This is a genomic window from Bradyrhizobium canariense (assembly GCF_900105125.1).
GTDB classification, from domain to species: Bacteria; Pseudomonadota; Alphaproteobacteria; order Rhizobiales; family Xanthobacteraceae; genus Bradyrhizobium; species Bradyrhizobium canariense_A.
The window spans coordinates 4023308-4038820 of sequence record NZ_LT629750.1 but is presented as its reverse complement, the minus strand read 5'-3'; the positions used below and the strand labels follow the sequence as shown (position 1 = coordinate 4038820).

11 protein-coding genes and 1 pseudogene are annotated in these 15513 nt (G+C 56.5%); 4 read left to right on the top strand and 8 right to left on the bottom strand.

Annotated features, from left to right (window positions below):
* Position 1 precedes the first annotated feature (1 nt).
* Both BLV09_RS19315 and BLV09_RS19310 read right to left on the bottom strand, forming a co-directional pair.
* The gene (locus tag BLV09_RS19315; RefSeq protein ID WP_146688483.1) at positions 2-616 is read right to left on the bottom strand and encodes a D-sedoheptulose-7-phosphate isomerase; all 615 of its coding nucleotides are present in this window, start codon (positions 614-616) and stop codon (positions 2-4) included.
* Positions 617-669: 53 nt separating this feature from the next.
* Positions 670-1608, bottom strand: a complete 939-nt coding sequence (locus BLV09_RS19310; protein ID WP_167558804.1) for a glycosyltransferase family 2 protein — start codon at positions 1606-1608, stop codon at positions 670-672.
* Positions 1609-2266: 658 nt separating this feature from the next.
* Between BLV09_RS19310 and BLV09_RS19305 the strand changes: the two genes are divergently transcribed.
* Positions 2267-5308: an alpha/beta hydrolase-fold protein gene (locus BLV09_RS19305; protein ID WP_167558803.1), complete on the top strand. Its 3042-nt coding sequence runs from the start codon at positions 2267-2269 to the stop codon at positions 5306-5308.
* A 285-nt stretch (positions 5309-5593) separates the two neighbouring features.
* On the opposite strand, the gene BLV09_RS19295 is transcribed toward BLV09_RS19305, so the two are convergent.
* From BLV09_RS19295 to BLV09_RS19285, 3 genes are read right to left on the bottom strand one after another with little or no spacing between them, the layout of a single operon-like run.
* Positions 5594-6244, bottom strand: coding sequence for a PIG-L deacetylase family protein (locus BLV09_RS19295; RefSeq protein WP_146688480.1), 651 nt, complete (start codon positions 6242-6244; stop codon positions 5594-5596).
* A complete protein-coding gene (locus tag BLV09_RS19290; RefSeq protein WP_100384001.1) occupies positions 6241-7038 on the bottom strand; it encodes a glucose-1-phosphate cytidylyltransferase in 798 nt (265 codons plus the stop codon). The genes BLV09_RS19295 and BLV09_RS19290 overlap by 4 nt, the downstream gene beginning before the upstream one ends.
* Positions 7035-8330 (bottom strand): class I SAM-dependent methyltransferase, encoded by a 1296-nt coding sequence (locus BLV09_RS19285; protein WP_174556558.1) that lies wholly within the window; start codon positions 8328-8330, stop codon positions 7035-7037. Before BLV09_RS19285 ends, BLV09_RS19290 begins: the two co-directional genes overlap by 4 nt.
* A gap of 239 nt (positions 8331-8569) precedes the next feature.
* Here BLV09_RS19285 and BLV09_RS19280 point away from each other — a divergent pair, with 239 nt between their 5' ends.
* The gene (locus BLV09_RS19280) at positions 8570-9307 is read left to right on the top strand and encodes an SDR family oxidoreductase (protein ID WP_146688479.1); all 738 of its coding nucleotides are present in this window, start codon (positions 8570-8572) and stop codon (positions 9305-9307) included.
* 61 nt (positions 9308-9368) lie between these two features.
* Entirely contained in the window at positions 9369-9896 is a 528-nt protein-coding gene (gene rfbC / locus BLV09_RS19275; RefSeq protein WP_146688478.1) for a dTDP-4-dehydrorhamnose 3,5-epimerase, read from the top strand.
* 122 nt (positions 9897-10018) lie between these two features.
* On the opposite strand, the gene BLV09_RS19270 is transcribed toward rfbC, so the two are convergent.
* Entirely contained in the window at positions 10019-11353 is a 1335-nt protein-coding gene (locus tag BLV09_RS19270; RefSeq protein WP_146688477.1) for a DUF4910 domain-containing protein, read from the bottom strand.
* Entirely contained in the window at positions 11354-12400 is a 1047-nt protein-coding gene (locus tag BLV09_RS19265) for an NAD-dependent epimerase/dehydratase family protein (RefSeq protein ID WP_100383997.1), read from the bottom strand. It abuts the gene before it with no gap.
* Between the two features lie 374 nt (positions 12401-12774).
* Between BLV09_RS19265 and BLV09_RS19260 the strand changes: the two genes are divergently transcribed.
* A complete protein-coding gene (locus BLV09_RS19260; RefSeq protein ID WP_146688476.1) occupies positions 12775-15087 on the top strand; it encodes an AAA family ATPase in 2313 nt (770 codons plus the stop codon).
* A gap of 273 nt (positions 15088-15360) precedes the next feature.
* On the opposite strand, the pseudogene BLV09_RS19255 reads toward BLV09_RS19260, so the two are convergent.
* Positions 15361-15498 (bottom strand): annotated as a pseudogene (locus BLV09_RS19255) (transposase); the annotation flags it as partial.
* Between the last annotated feature and the right edge of the window lie 15 nt (positions 15499-15513).

The window sequence follows — 15513 nt, the reverse complement described above, 5'->3', positions numbered from 1 at the left end:
GTCAAACTCTCCGGCCCCAAATATATTGCGCAATGTTGTGCATCAGAATTTGATGGCCGTCTTCGACAACACCATAGTTGGAGGCGGCGAGGTGAAGGTTGATGTCGGCAAGTCGTGCCGATTCACCTCCAGTAAAGCCGGTAAGGGCGATCGTCTTCAGGCCCATCGCGCGCGCCTTGCGCAACGCCGCTAGAATGTTTGCGCTGTTTCCCGACGAAGAGATGCAGAGCAAGAGGTCGCCGGGTTGGGCCTGCATCTCGAGCTGGCGCTCGAAACTGGCCTCGTAGCCGAAATCGTTGGCGCAAGCCGTAAACAAGGCGGTGCTGGATACCAGCGAGTGGACATGAAGGGGGCCCTGCGCGGCGCTAAATGTGCCTTTGACCCAATCACACAACAGGTGGTCTGCAATCGCCGCCGACCCGCCATTTCCAGCAACCCAAACCCGTGCACGGCGCACGCGCACGCTTTCGATTTCCGAAATCGCGAGCTCGAGCTGGTTCCAATCAATCGAAAGCAACGCACTAGATAGAGCGTCCGCATAGCCTTTGACGTGCGCCTCGATGCTTTCGAGATTGAATTTGCAATTAAGGCGGCGGGGATCTTCGTGCGTGGTCATATCAGTTCCCTGTGGCCAACAATGACTTTGCGATAAACGTCACGAACAGAATCCTAGCCGACCTGAAGGTGCTTCCTGCCTTGTGAATTGCGGATAAAGCCGCGCAATCGTGAGAGGGAGTCCCGGGGTACGAGCCAATAAGCCAGAAAATACAGGACTTGCCACAGCCGTGGAGAGCCGTTCCGGAATGCTCGATAAAGGATCTCGGGAACAGCAGTGTAAGCTCTTTCCTGAGCCGCGCGAGAACCAGCCACGCTGAGGCAAAATCCGCTGTAAGCACGCCGACTGATGATCGGTCCCAGGCTGTCAATCCATCTGAGAGAACGCAACCACGAGGACGTTCTTTTGGTGAGCGAGGGTCGCGGCTCTTCAAAATAAAGTACGACCAGCACCTCCGGCGCGGTTTCTATTCTCGCCCCCGCCTGCTTCGACAGGCGCAGGAGGAACTCCCAATCGTCGTGAGGGCTCGCGGTTTCGAACCGTACTTTATCAAACAGCTGACGCGGCAGCAGATAGCTGGACGTTTGGATGAAGCCCGGCGCCCGGAATGGAGAACGACGATCGAAAAGGTACTCGTCGATGGGCATCGAATTGTCATAGGGCACCTGGGGCGAAACGTAGGTTGCGCTCGGTGTCACTACCCGACTGAGACAGGTTACAAGCGCCGGCGTACGACCAGATGCCAAAGCGATCTGCTTTTCCAGCTTGTTCGGCAACCACTCATCGTCGTCGTCAAGAAACGCGATCCATTCGCCTCTCGCATGATCAGCGCCGGCGTTGCGTGCACCGCCTGCCGTCGGAGCGTACGGATTTACGATGAGCTGTACACGAGCATCGTTCAGCGATTGAACCGCTGAGAGGGTATCGCGGTCTGGTCTGTCGACGACCACGATAATTTCGATCTGCTGGTGGGTCTGCGTGAGCACGCTGTTGATCGCGCGCAACAACAAACTCGGCCGATCGAGTGTCGGTATCACGACAGAGACCAGCATCCTCAATTCTCCAAAGCTCATTCGCCACGCGGCGACTTATCCGCACCCGATCCGGCACAAAAGCGCGAGCCAGAAGACTTGATGTTCTGGATAGTCGCAAAGTAGCGAGCGCGTCGTCGGTATCCAGCGCTAATCGGCATCGTCAATTTAATATTCAATTATCGCACGAAAATTATCACACAAAAATTAAATTACAAGATTTAATTTAGAAAATAATAAACAGCCGAGATTACTGATTTACAGCCGAAAACGCCGGCGCCCCTCTCCGGTGACTGCCGCTAAAGTATAAAGAAGTAAATATCGACCCTTAGCTCAGGTCGATCTTCCTCGCGCCGACCTATCGATAGTTCCATCGGCGCCAACGGCGCCATTTTGTTGCGGAAGTCGGCGCTCAGGCACTGATTACCCGCCGCCAGCCGCTCACGCCGTTCCTGAGCGAGGGCAAGCGATAGCAGTCGACAACGGCGGTTCGGGGTGCGGCATTTTGTAAAACCTCTTTCTCGTAACGCCGGTCGACAAATATTAAAAAATAATAATAATGAAAAATATAGACGCGACGGCCGGCATTTATCTCCGCATTTTTTTGAGCGTTGGTCGACAGTTATTTCCTGGCCCACGATGCCACGATGCCACGGTTCATTGCCAAGAGGATTCAGTGATGAGCAGCCTTGTGTTTACTACGATCGAGGGATTCGGAACGACCAGCCTGCTCGGGAGTGGAAACAACTATTTTCTTCAGCCGAATGGCGGGCCGGCGGTCGAACTGAGCTATGGCGGAACGCCCGTTGTGGTCGGCCAGTTCGATCAGTTCGGTGGCCATTGGGTCCCGATCGGAGCGGAGCAGACCACCAACGGGTATGAAGTGGCCTGGAGGATAGAAGGCAGCGACAGCTACACGGTGTGGTACACCGATAGTAACGGCGCCTACCTCTCAAGTGCCTTCGATTTCGCCTCGGGGACGAGCGCCGCGCTGGAGTCGTTCGAGACCAGTTTCCACCAGGATCTCAACGGCGACGGCGTGATCGGCCCGCCTTCACCTCCTGCACCGTCTACCCCGACCGTGATCGAGGCATTCGGAACGACCAGCCTGCTCGGGAGTGGAAACAACTATTTTCTTCAGCCGAATGGCGGGCCGGCGGTCGAACTGAGCTATGGCGGGACGCCCGTTGTGGTTGGCCAGTTCGATCAGTTCGGTGGCCATTGGGTCCCGATCGGAGCGGAGCAGACCACAAACGGGTATGAAGTGGCCTGGAGGATAGAAGGCAGCGACAGCTATACGGTGTGGTACACCGACAGTAACGGCGCCTACCTCTCAAGTGCCTTCAATTCCGTCTCGGGGAAGAGCGCCGCGCTGGAGTCGTTCGAGACCAGTTTCCACCAGGATCTCAACGGCGACGGCGTAATCGGCCCGCCTTCATCATCTCCTCCACCGCCTACTCAAACCGTGATCGAGGCATTCGGAACGACCAGCCTGATTGAGAGCGGAAACAACTATTTCTTTGAAACGAATGGTGGGCCAGCGGTCGAACTGAGCTTTGGCGGGACGCCCGTTGTGGTCGGCCAGTTCGATCAGTTCGGTGGCCATTGGGTGCCGATTGGCGCGGAGCAGACGGCAACTGGCTACGAGGTGGCCTGGAAGGTCGCAGGCGCCGATCAGTATACGGTGTGGAACACCGACAATAGCGGCAATTACCTCTCGAGTGCCTTCGACTCCGCCTCGGGGACGAGCGCCGTGCTGGAGTCGTTCGAGACCAGCTTCCACCAGGATCTCAACGGCGACGGCGTAATCGGCCCGCCTTCATCAGCTCCTCCACCGCCTACTCAAACCGTGATCGAGGCATTCGGAACGACCAGCCTCATTGAGAGCGGAAACAACTATTTTTTTGAAACGAATGGTGGGCCGGCGGTCGAACTGAGTTATGGCGGGGCGCCCGTTGTGGCCGGTCAATTCAACCAATCTGGCAGCCCTTGGGTGCCGATCGGCGCGGAGCAGACGGCGACTGGCTACGAGGTGGCCTGGAAGGTGGCAGGCGCCGATCAGTATACGGCGTGGAACACCGACAATAGCGGCAATTACCTCTCGAGTGCTTTCGACTCCGCGCCGGGGACGAGCGCCGCGCTGGAATCACTCGAGACCAGTTTCCACCAGGACCTCAACGGCGACGGCGTGATCGGCCCGGCCGGCGCGGCGCCACCGCCCGACAACGGAGACGTGCCGCAATTCGTTTATCAAGGCCTCGATGCTGACGGCGCGCAAGTGTATTCCGTGACATGGGACACTATGGGCGAACATCCGTTCGAAGTTAGAGTCCTGACTCCTACCGATCCGTCAACCAGTTACGAACATAGCTTCCTCTTTGCACTGCCTGTCGAAGGTGCACCTCAATCAACGTATGGTGATGGCCTGAACGAACTCCAGAAACTCGACGTTCAAGACCAATATAACGCGACGATTATTGAACCGATCTTCCCTACCGACCCGTGGTATGCGGACAATCCCAATGATCCGACCATGGACTACGAGACATTCGTAGCAAAGTTCTTGCCCGAGTGGGTCGATAGCACTTTTGGCACCACCGGCGACGAGAAGAACCTACTGCTTGGCTTCTCGAAATCTGGCTACGGCGCTCTCGATTTATTGTTAAAGCACCCCGGGGTGTTCGATGCTGCTGCGGCGTTTGACTTCCCCGGGGATATGACGGCTTACAACGACTACGGGGCAGATTCGGCCGGGAATTACGGCACTGACCTGAATTTCCAGGATAACTATCGCATCGGCCAAGCCTTCCTTGACACGTTGAAAGCACCGTTCACGACACAAGATCGAATCCTGATTTCCGAGGGGCCGGCGTTCGCCACCCAAGTCGCGGACTTCGACAGTCTGCTCACGTCGAATGGCGTAGAGCACACTTTGTTGACGACGCAAACGTCGGATACCCATGCTTGGTATGGCGGCTGGCTCTCCGCTGATGTAGCGGGGCTTTATGGCTTGGAAACTGACCTCCATCAGACGGTGATCGAGGCATCTGGATCGACCAGCCTGGTGCAGGACGGAAATGATTACTTTCTTCAGCCCGAAAGCGGAACGCAGGTTGAACTGAGCTATGCCGGCTTACCGGTTGTGGCCGGTCAATTTTCTGACCAATCCGGCAATCTCTGGTCGCCGCTCGGCGCGGAGCAGACGGCGAGCGGGTACGAGGTGGCATGGAAGGCGACCGGCGCCGACGAGTACACGGTCTGGAACACCGATAAGAGCGGCAATTATCTCTCAACGGCGCAGGATGTTGTGTCGGGAAACAGTGCCGCTCTGGAATCGTTCGAGTTCAATTTCCAGCAGGATTTGAACGGCGACGGGTATGTCGGTCTCGTGCTGAACGGAAGCTCGGGTGCTCAGACACTCACCGCCGGCAGCAGCCCCACGACGATCATTGGCGGCCCGAACGATGTTCTGACCGCCGGCTCCGGTGCCGACACATTCGAATTCCTGCCGAACTTCGGTGCGAACACGGTCAACAATTTCACATCGGGGGTGGATACGCTCCAATTCGGCCATTCGATATTTGCCGATGCCGCCACCGCGCTCAGCAATGCCCATCAGGTTGGATCAGACGTCGCGATCACATATGATTCTCGAGATGTTGTGACACTGCACAACATACAGCTCGCCAATCTGCATGCGTCGGATTTCCACATTGTCTAAACTGCACGGTGGTCAGTCAGTCATGAGCACCGCGACAAAAATCCGAGCCTGACGGACCTCGCCCGTTTGCGCGTCGGTCACTTGCACCGTCGGACCGGCGTAGTCGGTCTGCATCATCGCACTCGCCGCGCGGCGGTGACGGACGGTGGGAGCGGTCTCGCACGGCGCTGATAGGCGGCAAACTTCTCGCAGAACCAGCTATAGCCATACCCCCCAGATGCGCCGCGGGTACACATAAACGTCAAACGCACAGAAGGGCCACGAGAGATTTCGTGCAGCTACTGGTCAGGCCAGCAAGAGCTTGTGTGCGAAGAAGGCTTCAGCGTATTTCTCCGGCGCACGGCATTCCATGCCTCTGAGCCTTGCCAATCCGCGAAAGGTCTCTGCATCAAACCACTGCTTGGAACGTTGGCTGCCAAAGTGTGAAACCAGCAGATCGATCTTGCGCTGTAGCGCACCGGTCGAAACGGGCATGTAGAGATTGGGCTGCCCCATGTCTCCATCCCACTTGGGAATTTCATATTCGAGAATGCAATGGTCTCGAAATGTATTCCACGCCAGACGGCTGACCTCCCGGTGATCCTGATGCGCGTCGTCGCGACGGTGCGTAAGGATGACATCAGGGTCGACGCGCCCTTTCAGGGTCTCGAACCACGATTTGATCTGCTCACCTTGTTCCGGGAAAAATCCGTCTCGGAAGGTCATTACCTCAATTTTCGCGCTTGCCGCGTGAGCGAGAAAGTCGACCGCGGAGGCCCTGGCTTCACGCTCGCGCTCACCTCCGCCGCTGAGAACACACCAGTGAACGTCGAGACGAACGCCGCGATCCACCAGGCTTAAAAGGGTCGCTCCCGCGCCGATCTCAATGTCATCTGAATGCGCACCCAAGCAGAGGACCGACAACCGCTCGCCAGCTGCCGCGTGCAATGCTTTCATGAGCCTACCGCGACGCGAGTCTCGACATCGAACCGCCAAGGCATTTCCCCGCGCTCGATCATCTCCTCAAGCACCTGCCGATCTCTCAGCGTGTCCATCGCACGCCAGAACCCCTCGTGCTTGTAAGCCATCAGCTGTCCGCATTCGATCAAGCGCTCGAAGGGCTCGACCACGAGTTCTTCGCCCTCCTGGATGTAATCGAATATCTCCTTGCGAAAGATAAAATAGCCTCCGTTGATCCATATATCGGCTTCGTGGCTCGCGCGGAGCCGCCGTACGGCGCCCTGCCCATCAAATTCGGCGAGATGAAAGGTCAGTGGCGGGTGGATCGCGACGAAGCAGCCGACCTTTCCACTCTTCTTGAACCGATCGATCATGTCGGGCAAGGAGGCGTCTGTCAGGCCGTCGCTATAATTTGCGAGGAACATCTCCTCGTCCTGGACCAGATGACGGACCGCAACCAGGCGCTGTCCGATATTCCGCCAAATTCCAGTATCCACCATCGAGACGCGCCAATCTGGCGGTTGTCTGCCGAGAATCTCGATTCGGCTGCCGAAATTCGAAACGGTACAGTCGCTGCTTGTGGTCTGCTTGTAGTTCAGGAAGTAATCCTTGACCACGTTTGCCTTGTATCCAAGGCAAAGAATGAAATCCCGATGGCCGTACTGGCTGTAGTACTGCATGAGGTGCCACAGAATAGGCTGGTGGCCAATCGGCACCATCGGTTTCGGAATGGCGTCAGAGTACTCGCGAATGCGGGTGCCAAGTCCGCCGCAGAACAGAACAACTTTCATGTTTCGATGTCCCGAGGGTTTATTACCTCCACGTCGGGTATGGGTACGATCATCTTGCATCCCCACGAACCCACGTGGCGCATTTGTTTCACGATCTCGCTCTTTAGATTCCACGGCAAAATCAGCAGGAAATCCGGCTGGAATTCATCGATCGCAGACACTGGATAAATTGGAATGTGCATCCCCGGCGTATAGCGTCCGTGCTTGTACGGGTTGCGATCGACGGTAAACTCAAGAAAATCGGTGCCGATGCCGCAATAATTCAACAAGGTATTGCCTTTGCCGGGTGCGCCATATCCGCATATCCTCGCGCCCTTCTCCTTGCATTCGACCAAGAATGACAGCAGCTGGCGCTTCGTGCGATGAACCTTTGTCGCGAATTGCGTGTAGCTCTCGATGTTCTCAAATCCGATCTTGCGCTCATGAGCCAAAAGCTCATCCACGCGAGAGGACGTTCCATGCCGGCTCTCATCGTGACAGAGATAGACCCGCAGTGATCCACCATGAGTAGCAAGTTGCTCGACATCAAATATCCTCAGGCGGTGCCGACGTGCGAGCCAATCAATCGTAAGCAGTGAAAAATACGAAAAATGTTCATGATAGATGGTATCGAACTGGTTCTCGACCATGAGCCGTTCGAGATGTGGGAATTCCAGCGTAATAACCCCTGCCGGTGCCAGCAGCACGGACATTCCGGCGGTAAAGTCATTGAGATCCGGGACTTGTGCCAGGACGTTATTTCCGATGATCAAATCGGCGCGCCTCCCCTCCGATACTAGACGGCGGGCCAAGGCTGATCCGAAAAACTCAACTAGGGTCGGAACATTTTTGCGCCGGGCCGCTTCGGCAACGTTGGCCGCAGGCTCGATGCCAAGTACGGAGACGCCAAACGGCAGGAGATGCTGAAGCAAATATCCGTCGTTGCTCGCAATCTCAAATACTTCACTGCCAGCTCCGAGGCCAAAGCGCCCGACGACCATTTCGCAATACTGGCGCGCATGCTCGACCCAGGAATCGGAATATGACGAAAAATATGCATATTCGCTAAAGATGTGGTCGGGCTGCACATATTCCCGAACCTGCACGAGAAAGCACTGTTCGCACACCAGCGCATGGAGCGGGAAATAAGGCTCCATCTTGTCGATCTCGCTGGCGGGCAGGAAGCTCTCGCACAGGGGCGACATGCCAAGGTTGACGAAGGTCTTAGAAAGCGATGCGCCACAAAGGCGACAGCACCCGTATTGAACCGCTCCGGGCATCGCGATTGATCTTTTCTCAAGCATAGCGTTCATGGGTTTGGGCCCGGTCAGCGTGAAATGACATACGTTAAGCCGGTCGTCCCGGCATAAAATTCTCGCTAGCAATCTCGGCAGGCACCTTTATTATATATAATAATAAAAATCCAGTTTTAAATCAATCGCCATCTCAGATTTAATATAAACATTTGAATTTGCCCAAGTCGCGCGCAGCGCGCTGGGTGGCTCAATCCAAAGAATGGTTAAATCGTTGCGCGGGAAAGGATTAAATTAACATGGGACCGCAGGCGGGCCTGTTCGAAGGGAGAATGGCCGTGGTCACAGGAGGCGGGACCGGTATCGGTGCCGCCGTCGCTCTCGCGCTCGCCAGGGAAGGAGCCGGGCTTCACCTCATAGGTCGCAGGCTGCAACTGCTTGAGTCCGTCGCTTCCAAAGCGCGCGAGATAGGGGTTCCGGTTAAGTGCCATTGCGCCGATCTCTCAGTCGCGAGCGGGCAAGTCGAGCTGATGCGACGGCTCGAACATGACCTGCCTCAACTTGACTTTCTTGTACAAAGCGCCGCCGCGCACAGCATGGGGCCGATCGAAGAGGGCAACCCAGCCGAGTTTGACGCGCTCTATCATACCAATGTTCGTGCGCCGTATGTCCTGGCGCAGGCCCTTCTGCCCAAGTTGAAGGATCGACAAGGACAGATCGTGTTCATCAATTCGAGCAGCGGCATGGTCGCCAAGCCCATGTCCGCGCAATATGATGCAACCAAACATGCCCTAAAGGCCATCGCCGACAGCTTGCGCAGCGAGGTCAATCCACATGGTGTCCGGGTCTTGAGCGTCTATCTCGGGCGGACGGCGACCGAAATGCAGGCGCAGATACACCGAAAGGAAGGGAAACTCTATCGACCCGAGCTGCTGTTGCAGCCGGCGGACGTGGCATCGGTCATCATGAATGCCCTGCTCTTGCCGCGTACGGCTGAGATTACAGATGTTCACATCAGACCGATGATCAAGACCTGAACGACGATGGCCCTCCCTCTCCAGATCTCTTTCAACACCCGAAACGCGCTCCAGGTTCAATATGGAATTTCATTTGACAAAACTCCGCGACGTCCATCTCATTCAGCTTGAGCCGGCACGCGATGACCGAGGTTTTTTCGCCCGCACTTTCTGCGTGGAAGAGTTCGCGGCCCATGGGCTGGAAACCAATTTTCCGCAACACAGCATTTCGTTCTCAGCCCGCAAGGGGACCCTGCGAGGCATGCACTATCAGCTTGAACCACACAGCGAAGCCAAATTGGTCCGTTGTACTCAAGGCGTTATCTTGGATGTGATCATCGATATCAGGCCGGATTCACCAACCTACCGCTGCTGGCAGGAATTCGAGCTTTCGAGCGCGAACCGCCGTCAGCTCTACATTCCCAAGGGGTTCGCGCACGGATTTCAAACGCTGAGCGATGATGTCGAGGTGAACTACCTGATCTCCACGCCATACGCGCCTCAATTGGCCCGCGGCATTCGCTACGATGATCCCGCGTTCGGAATTAGCTGGCCCCAGCCAGTAACGCAGGTTTCCGAGAAGGACTTGCGCTGGCCCGATTTCCCTTGACGGACCAGAGCTCGCAAGACGCCGGGTCAGTCCGCGTGTTGTTCGTCGATGACTCGACCGGTAGTCTCCGCAAACCTTCATCCTCTGAAAAAGATCCGAGGATCCGGCATTTCTCGCGATGCTCAGGTGGTGCTTGAGTTGACATCGCCGCATGGCTTCAAGAGCCCACCTCGATGCAGCAGCAGCGCCGCCTCCCGGATCACGGCGAAAGGCAGATTTGCGCGTTCGGCAATATCAAGCAGCGAATGCATTCCATCGGAGAGGTTGAGAACCCATAGCATCGCCATGTTGCCTGCTGCAGCGTGCTTGTCTCCTCCGACCGCGCCATAAAGTCCGCGTCGCCCCAATTGGGGTTCGCATTTTGGCATGGTGTTGCAATACACCATGTCGCTTTCAACGACATCGATTGTCTTAGCAACGAGATGGTAAGATAGGGCCAGGTGATTGGGAGCTATAAAATCGAGGTTGTCGGCCGACGTGTGATACTCCGGGATTTCGCCGAACTTGCTGCGCTGGAATAACCCCACCGGCAGGTTGAACCCCGGAGAGCAATACTGGCGTTCATCATAGCCGTATGGAGAAAACTCGAGAATCGTCGGCGTCAGCCCGGAATGACAAAGCGTGTGGACGACCGCCCGATCGATCGGACTGTTGCCTCGCCGGCTCTTCTTGTAGGTCGGGCCGCCACCGTCTCCGACCATGGAGATGACAAGCCCGTGCTTGATGCGTTGGCAGCGGCCTTCATTGCGCGCGAGCCATGCGATCGCGCCGATTGTGCCCGGCGCAAACAGGAATCGGTAGCTGTAGCGTGTTCGTAGCTTCGCCATCCGCTTCGCAAGATGCGTGAGCAGCGCAATGCCCGAGCAGTTGTCGTTGGCCAGCGACGGATGGCATACATGGGCCGAAAGTAGAAACTCATCCTCCGTTTCGCCCCGATGCAGATATTCCCCGTATGTCAGACTTCCTTCCGTGAGCGTTGAGTCGATGACCACCTCATAGGTCTCGTCTTTGAGGTTCTCCAACAGACGGTGAGGCATGCAGAATGCCCACTTCTCGGCATAATATGAGGTTCGATAGGGGATGAGGTCCGGCTGGTCCGGCAACGTGTAGATGTGCTGCTTCAGCTCGGTCAGGGAGATTCGTTGCCGCACAGGCACACTGTAGCTCATGACGTGGAGGTTTGACCGAGCGAAATCGAGGACCTTCTCGCCCCGCTCGTTCTTTACATAGGCATCGCGAATATTCCACTCTCGTGGGATGACCCAATCGAAGACTGCGGTTCCGGTCGGTACCTCGTGAACCTCAAGATTGATGTGCGCGTTGATCGCGCGTAGTGTCTCCCGGACGCCGCGGCCCGTTATGCTGCGGCAAATCGGGTATATCTCCGCGGCAAAGTCGAAGATCTCCTCGCCGATCTTCTCCGCGATGAGATTTTCGTACGATATATCGCTCATCATTCATGACGCTACCTGAGGCTGCGACTGGCGCAACCCGGCATCAAGGACGCCTTCCCCCAACAATTTTCTGATATGCGCGATGCGTTGGTATCGCGGTCCCTCGAACTCTTCCAATGTCAGGCCGGACGAACGATAGGCTTTGTAAAGTTGTTCGGCTCCCCTAAGCGCATCCCACTGTGGCTTGAATTCCGGCAGTCTCGTACGGATCTTTTCGAAGCTTACCCGATACGATCGTTTATCGGGACCGGCGTCGTCCGCAAACTCGATTGTGCAGTTGGGCACGACACCAGCGACGATCTCAGCCAGATCTCGAATTCGATAGTTGTGGGCGGTCTGTCCGACGTTAAAGGCCTCATTGAACACCCGCTCTGCGGGTGCTTCGAGGGCGGCTATGAAGGCGCGTGAGATATCCTCGATGTGAACGATCGGACGCCATGGCGTGCCATCCGACTTCAAGTGTATTTTCCCGGTTGTGAAGGCCCAAGCAACAAGGTTGTTCAAGACAATGTCGAAGCGCTGCCGCGGTGACAGCCCATAGGCGGTTGCAGGCCGCAGATACACCGGGCAGAAACCGTCGCCAGCCAATCGAGAAATGTCACGCTCGGACATCACCTTTGACTCACCATAGGCGGTCACAGGATTCAGCGCGCCGGTCTCATCAATCATATCCTCTCCGGCCTGGCCATAGTTGCTGCAGGATGAGGCAAGAACAAAACGGCGGACGCCGGCTCGTTTGGCCAGTCCGGCCATCCGGACACTGCCTTGGTGATTGATCTCGTCCGTCACGTTCGGCCTGAGATTACCAAGGGGATCGTTCGAAAGCGCCGCCAAATGCAGAACCGCATCGAAGCCAGCGAGGTCGGCGGCTTCGACGTCCCGCACATCCTTGCGGATCGCCGGTACATCAATGATTTCCCCGCCGGCTGGATACGTGCAGCGGGAATACAGGTTGCTGTCCAGTCCAGTCACCTCGTGACCTGCCTTGAGCAGCATGGGTGTCAAGACAGTACCGATGTAACCGAGGTGTCCAGTTACTAGAACGCGCATGGGTATCCTCCGGGTCGACTAGTAGATAGGGATGAGTCTGCTTGCGGCCTTCCGTGAACGACTATGGCGTGACGAATTTAAATACGCATAAAATACTCAGCGAGCCGTATTACCTGTTGGCAACAAACAAAATTCGCCAGAAAAATCGAATAAATTGAATGCTTTCTCCAGCATCTGACCTGATCTTTCGGAATTTAGGGCGCCCCGCCAGCCGGAATTAACCAATGATCATTTAATTTGGAAAGCGCCATTTTGTATGATAAACAAATTTTAAATGCAAGGCGACGTCGGCTGCAATGTTGGATTAGGCCGACGATTCCGCTGGGTCGGGCGCACGTTCGACAAGATCAACAGGCGGCGGGAGCAAGCACCTAATGCTTCAGAGAAATATGCAGCGAATCGACGAAACTTACGCGCCGCTTGGCAGTGCAACGGTTGAGGGAGACGGTTTTGGCGAGATAATACACCGCGCCCTCGCATTCCTGCGGCGGCGGTATTTGATCATTATCCTCATTGCCGCGCTCGCTATGGCGGCCTGCATCGTCTACCTGCGCATTACGCCCCCGACCTATACTGCGCGGGTCGAAATTCTATTCAGCAATTCGCGGGCAGAGTTCCTCCAAAAGCAGTCGCTTCTCCCGGATCCGGTAGTCGATGCGAGTCAAAGCGCGAGCCAAATCGCGACCCAGCTGCAGCTTATCAAATCAAGGGCGACTGCCGTCAGGGTCATTAATGAGCTTAAACTCGCCGACGACCCGGATTTGAACGTCTCCGGGCCATCCCTATCGTCGTTGGGGCGATTGATTTCTTCCGCTTCCAAAGATCCTCAGTTCGACGCCGCGGGCCAACCATCGGAACGCGTGATTGCCGCATTTGAGGATCGCCTCACCGCGATCCGAGCCAGTTCGAGCAACGTCATCGAGGTCGGCTTCAGCTCGAGTAGCCCGATCCGGGCGGCAGAGGTGGCCAACGCAGTCGCCAACGCTTACATCGCCGATCAACTGGATGTGAAATTCGAAGTCAATCGCAGCGCGAAAGACTGGTTGCAGGGCAGGCTGCATGATCTCGGCAAGCAGGCGCTCGCAGCCGAACGAGCGGTAAATGCCTACAAGTCGCAAAACAACATCGTTTCATCAGGGGGGAAGCCGATCGATGAATTGCAGATAACAGAACTCAACAACCGACTGGCGGCCGCTCGCGTGCAGATCTCCGATGCGGCGGCAAGGGCGAGCCGTTATGAAGTGATGCTTCACGCCAACTCGGACGATTCGTCCTCGCTTGGCACGCTGGACGCCGGCCCTGATTCCCTGACCAGCCCTATCATAAACAACCTTCGCCTGCAGTATCTCGAATTGGCGAGACGCGCGAACGAGTGGGCGGCCAAGTTTGGCCGCGACCATCAGGCCGTCATGCTTTTGCGAACGAAGATGGCTGAGCTTCGCACGTCTATCTCGGAGGAAGTCAAAAGGCTCGCCGAGGCGAGCCGAAGCGAACTTGAAGTGGCCAAGCAGCGCCAGCAGCAGATCGAGAAGCAGTTGAACGAGGTTGTGTCCCAGTCGCGCTCGACGAGTTCTGCGGAGCTGACTATACGGGAGCTCGAAAGCCATGCGAAGGAATCGCGAACTTTGTATGATTCCTTGCTGCAACGCTACATGGGCTCGCTCGATAACTTCCCGCTATCGGAAGCGCGGGTGATCGCTCCGGCGTTGCCACCGCAAACCAAAAGCAAGCCAAAGACCGTACTGGTCCTGGCGATCGGCGCTTTAGGCAGCCTTGCGCTTGGGGTCGGCCTGGGGCTGCTCAGGGATCGCATGGAGCGCGTCTTTCGCACGTCCGGGCAGATCGAAGGCAAGCTGGAACTACCATGCCTGTCGATAGTACCACGGCTAAGCGGTCCAAAGCCGCCTCAGCCGGCCGCTGCGTCAAGCCGGGCTGACGATGATTCGCGATTGATTGCTTCACCTCCTTCGGCCGTTCACGACGTCGCCGTCAATATGCCCTCGTCGCGCTATGCCGAAGCGCTCCGTTCGATCAAGCTCGCGATCGACCTCAGTCCCGGCAAGGGCTCCAATCAGATCATCGGCATTACCTCAGCTCTGCCCAACGAGGGCAAAACCACGATCGCGTCCTCGCTCGCCCAGCTCATCGGGCATACCGGCAAGAAGATTATCATCGTTGATTGCGACCTGAGAAATCCGTCGCTTACTACTTGCCTTGCCCCGAATGCCACGACCGGCATCGTCGAGGTTATCAACGGTAATCGCTCGCTGGAGGAAACGGTGTGGCGGGACCCGAAGACCGGTCTTGTATTCTTGCCGGCAGTCCGGCGGAAACCCCTGTTTCACAGCAGTGAGATCCTTTCCGCCGAGGCGACGCGTAATCTTTTCAATCAATTGCGGACCTCTTATGACTACGTCATCGTCGATCTTCCGCCGCTGACCCCCCTGGTCGATGTTCGCGTGACAGCACCACTGATCGATTTCTTCATTCTGGTCGTGGAATGGGGGCGAACCAAGATCGACGTTGCGCAACACGCGCTCCACACGGCGCCAAACGTCTACGAGAATCTCATCGGTGTCGTGTTGAACAAGACCGATATTAAGTCCATGCTGCGCTACGACGCTCAGCACAGTGATTATTATAGCGACACTCACTACATTCGTTACGGCCTTACCGATCCCACTTAGAGCAATTCATGGCCAGGCGGGATCGATAGGGATTCCGCTGCAGGTGGATTTGTGATTCCTATGTGGACGCCCCTGATTGGCGCCCCCGATTGGCAATGGCTTTTTGAGAGCTTCTGATCGGTCGTTTCCATATGTCCGGCCAGTTTTGTGCGGGCTGTAAGTCCGCTGGCCTTGATGGAAATCCGCAAGCGAGATCCCTTGATCAAGCTGGCGCATTCGAGACGCACTGAAATCAGACGGGGTGTTCTCGCTCTTGGTCGATCATCTCGCATGTCGGTCACCGCTCGAGTTCTGTCTGGGGACGAGCCCGAGCCAAGCCGCGAACGGTCGGCCGGACCGGAACTGGCCGGGATCGCCGACCCTGGTCACGATCGTGGCGGTGATCATGCCGATGCCCGGAACGTGAACGATGTGATCGTCTATGCC

Coding starts and splice junctions, on each gene's coding strand:
- BLV09_RS19315 (WP_146688483.1), bottom strand. CDS start 616: ATGACCACGCACGAAGATCCCCGCCGCCTTAATTGCAAATTCAATCTC.
- BLV09_RS19310 (WP_167558804.1), bottom strand. CDS start 1,608: ATGCTGGTCTCTGTCGTGATACCGACACTCGATCGGCCGAGTTTGTTG.
- BLV09_RS19305 (WP_167558803.1), top strand. CDS start 2,267: ATGAGCAGCCTTGTGTTTACTACGATCGAGGGATTCGGAACGACCAGC.
- BLV09_RS19295 (WP_146688480.1), bottom strand. CDS start 6,244: ATGAAAGCATTGCACGCGGCAGCTGGCGAGCGGTTGTCGGTCCTCTGC.
- BLV09_RS19290 (WP_100384001.1), bottom strand. CDS start 7,038: ATGAAAGTTGTTCTGTTCTGCGGCGGACTTGGCACCCGCATTCGCGAG.
- BLV09_RS19285 (WP_174556558.1), bottom strand. CDS start 8,330: ATGAACGCTATGCTTGAGAAAAGATCAATCGCGATGCCCGGAGCGGTT.
- BLV09_RS19280 (WP_146688479.1), top strand. CDS start 8,570: ATGGGACCGCAGGCGGGCCTGTTCGAAGGGAGAATGGCCGTGGTCACA.
- rfbC (WP_146688478.1), top strand. CDS start 9,369: ATGGAATTTCATTTGACAAAACTCCGCGACGTCCATCTCATTCAGCTT.
- BLV09_RS19270 (WP_146688477.1), bottom strand. CDS start 11,353: ATGATGAGCGATATATCGTACGAAAATCTCATCGCGGAGAAGATCGGC.
- BLV09_RS19265 (WP_100383997.1), bottom strand. CDS start 12,400: ATGCGCGTTCTAGTAACTGGACACCTCGGTTACATCGGTACTGTCTTG.
- BLV09_RS19260 (WP_146688476.1), top strand. CDS start 12,775: ATGCTTCAGAGAAATATGCAGCGAATCGACGAAACTTACGCGCCGCTT.